Below are 2,509 nucleotides of genomic sequence, written 5' to 3' on the forward strand. Positions count from 1 at the left end.
GCCACCACCAGCACCGCGAGCAGGTACCCGATCAGCGCGCCGGCCGTGTTCGAGGCCACATCCCGCAGGGTGCCGTCGCGCAGCGGCAGGGCCAGCGCCTGGATGGTCTCGATGGCCGCCGACGCGGCCGTCGCGGCCGGGACGACCAGCCACCGGTGCCGTCGCAGCACCAGGGCGCCGAAGAACCCGACCGGGACGAACATCACGATGTTCGAGGCGAACTCGATCCGGTCGAAGGTGATCCAGGTCGGGATGCCGTGGGCGTACCCGCGGAGCAGGAACGCGCGCAGCGCGCTCTGCCCGGACGCGTCCGGTGGGCCCGGCCACAACGTGATGATGCCGATGACCAGCGCAAACGTCGCCAGGGCGATGACCGACAGCACCCGCAACCGGCGCAGGACCGGCTCGGCGGAGTCGGGCCGGCTGAGCATCATGTCATCGTATCGACTGCCCGCGACCGCCCGGGAACTCTTTCGGAGCAACGGCCCCGGGGCGGGCGAAACGTTCGGTCGTCGGTAGCTGACGTCGCGTAACATCTGGATCACCGTCCGGCCTCAGGCTGGCCGATCCGGGCTCCCGGCCCCGACCGGGCCCTTACCCTCATCCGGTGACATTCACCGTCGGGTTCGACCTCGACATGACCCTGATCGATCCCCGGGCGGGGATCGTCGAGGTCTTCGACGTGCTCGCGGCCGAGACCGGCATCCCGCTGGACGGCCGGGCTTTCGTCACGCGGCTCGGCCCGCCGCTGCACCACGAGCTGGCCAGGTACCGGCTGGACGACGCCACCGTCCGCCATCTGGTCCGGCGCTATCACGAGCTCACCCCGCAGCTGGCCGTGCCCCGCACGGTGGCGCTGCCGGGGGCCGCCGACGCGGTCCGCGCGGTCGCCGATCGGGGCGGCCGGGCCGTCGTGGTCACCGGCAAGTACGCGGCGAACGCGGTGGCGCACCTGGAGGCGCTGGGCATCGAGGTGTCCGCCGTCGTGGGCGAGGTGTGGAGCACCGGCAAGGCCCCCGCCCTGCGCGAACTGGGGGCCGAGGTCTACGTCGGGGACCACATCGGTGACGTCACCGCGGCCCGGGCCGCGGACGCGATGGCCGTCGGGGTCGCCACCGGCCCGGTCGCCGCGGAGGACCTGGCCGCGGCCGGCGCCGACGTCGTCCTGGCCGATCTGACCCGCTTCCCGGCCTGGCTGTCGTCCTACCTGGTGGCGACCGTCCACTGAGGGTCCGGCCGAGCGGGCGCGCGGATGGTGCGGGTCCCGGCGCCGATCGGTCGATTCCCGGCCGTCTCCCGGCTTCCGGCCGTCCCGCGCCGGTCGGCCCGCCCACGGGCCGCCGGTGGCGGCCGTCCCGGGGCGGGCCGGTCAGCTCCGGTGACCGACCAGGCCCAGCAGGTTGCCCTCGGAGTCGCGCACGAACGCCTGGGACTCGACCGACCAGTGGCCGCCGAACACGCCCTCCTCGTCGGTGAAGATGTCGTGCGGCTCGGCGACGATCTCGACGCCGAGCTGCCGCAGGTGCTCGACCTGCTGCTCCAGCCCGTCGACCCGCAGGTAGACCAGGGCGGGCGGGGCCGACTCGTCCAGCAACAGCCGGGTGCCGCCGAGGTCGACGAACACCAGCGGACCGAAGCGGGCGATCTACGGCAGGCCCAGCGTCTCGGTGTAGATGGTGGTCGCCCGGTCCAGGTCGTCCACATGCTGCGCGACCTGCACCACCAGCGGGTCCCGGCCGCTCATCGCCCGGTCCCGGCCGCTCATCGCCCGGTCCCGGCGGCCGTGCCCGCCCCGCTCGCCGCCGGCGAAACCGCCCCGGCCCGGCGCTTCCCGGACCGGCGGGCCTGCCGGAACAGGCCCACCAGAGCGAGTCCGAAACCGACCGGCGCGAGCATGGCCGCCAGGTTGAGCCACAGCGGCAGATCGTGGGCGCCGGAGGCGAACAGCGCGAAGATGACGACGACGGCGATCAGTCCGAGCGCGAAGAGAACGACACCGGCGCGGACCAGCAGGGGGGCGTCACCCGGCGGCTTCGACATGAGGTCAGGATAGGTCGCCGGTCACGCTGCGCGCACGGGCGCGGATTGTGGGTCTGGGCACTCCGGGGCGCCGGTAAGCTGGAGAGCCGGTGCTTTCCCGGATGTGGCACCCCGGGCGGACGTCTCCGCCCCCGATCAGGACAGGTGAGTTGGGTGCCGAGCGGCAAGATCAAGTGGTACGACGCCGACAAGGGTTTTGGCTTCATCGCGCAGGACGGCGGCGGTGACGACGTGCACGTGCGCTCGTCGGCCCTGCCGGCCGGGGTCGGTGCGCTCAAGCCGGGCCAGAAGGTCGAATTCGGGGTCGCGGACGGTCGCCGCGGCCCGCAGGCGCTGCAGGTCAAGCTGCTGACCACCCCGCCGTCGGTCGTCGCGGCCACCCGTCGCCCGGCCGAGGAGCTACACGGCCTGGTCGACGACATGATCAAGTTGCTGGAATCCAAGGCGCTGCCCGACCTGCGCCGCGGTC

At 73.3% G+C, this 2,509-nt stretch carries 5 protein-coding genes; 2 read left to right on the forward strand and 3 right to left on the reverse strand.

The window, feature by feature from the left end; genetic code table 11:
- On the reverse strand, positions 1-431 hold a 431-nt coding region (locus ACOJUF_RS22280; protein WP_420124004.1), incomplete at its 3' end, for a VanZ family protein.
- A gap of 176 nt (positions 432-607) precedes the next feature.
- On the opposite strand from ACOJUF_RS22280, the gene ACOJUF_RS22285 reads away from it, so the two are divergent.
- Entirely contained in the window at positions 608-1,228 is a 621-nt protein-coding gene (locus ACOJUF_RS22285) for an HAD family hydrolase (RefSeq protein ID WP_420124005.1), read from the forward strand.
- 141 nt (positions 1,229-1,369) lie between these two features.
- Here ACOJUF_RS22285 and ACOJUF_RS22290 read toward each other — a convergent pair whose 3' ends face one another.
- Both ACOJUF_RS22290 and ACOJUF_RS22295 read right to left on the reverse strand, forming a co-directional pair.
- Complete coding sequence (locus tag ACOJUF_RS22290) at positions 1,370-1,624, reverse strand: VOC family protein (protein WP_420124006.1); 255 nt, start codon at positions 1,622-1,624, stop codon at positions 1,370-1,372.
- A 137-nt stretch (positions 1,625-1,761) separates the two neighbouring features.
- On the reverse strand, positions 1,762-2,040 hold the full coding sequence (locus ACOJUF_RS22295) for a hypothetical protein (protein ID WP_420124007.1): 279 nt from the start codon (positions 2,038-2,040) through the stop codon (positions 1,762-1,764).
- 153 nt (positions 2,041-2,193) lie between these two features.
- Between ACOJUF_RS22295 and ACOJUF_RS22300 the strand changes: the two genes are divergently transcribed.
- Positions 2,194-2,509, forward strand: a 316-nt coding sequence (locus tag ACOJUF_RS22300; protein WP_420124008.1) for a cold-shock protein, incomplete at its 3' end; no start/stop codon positions are given.

Origin of the sequence: Nakamurella sp., assembly GCF_048594475.1 — a bacterium.
GTDB lineage: Bacteria > Actinomycetota > Actinomycetes > Mycobacteriales > Nakamurellaceae > Nakamurella.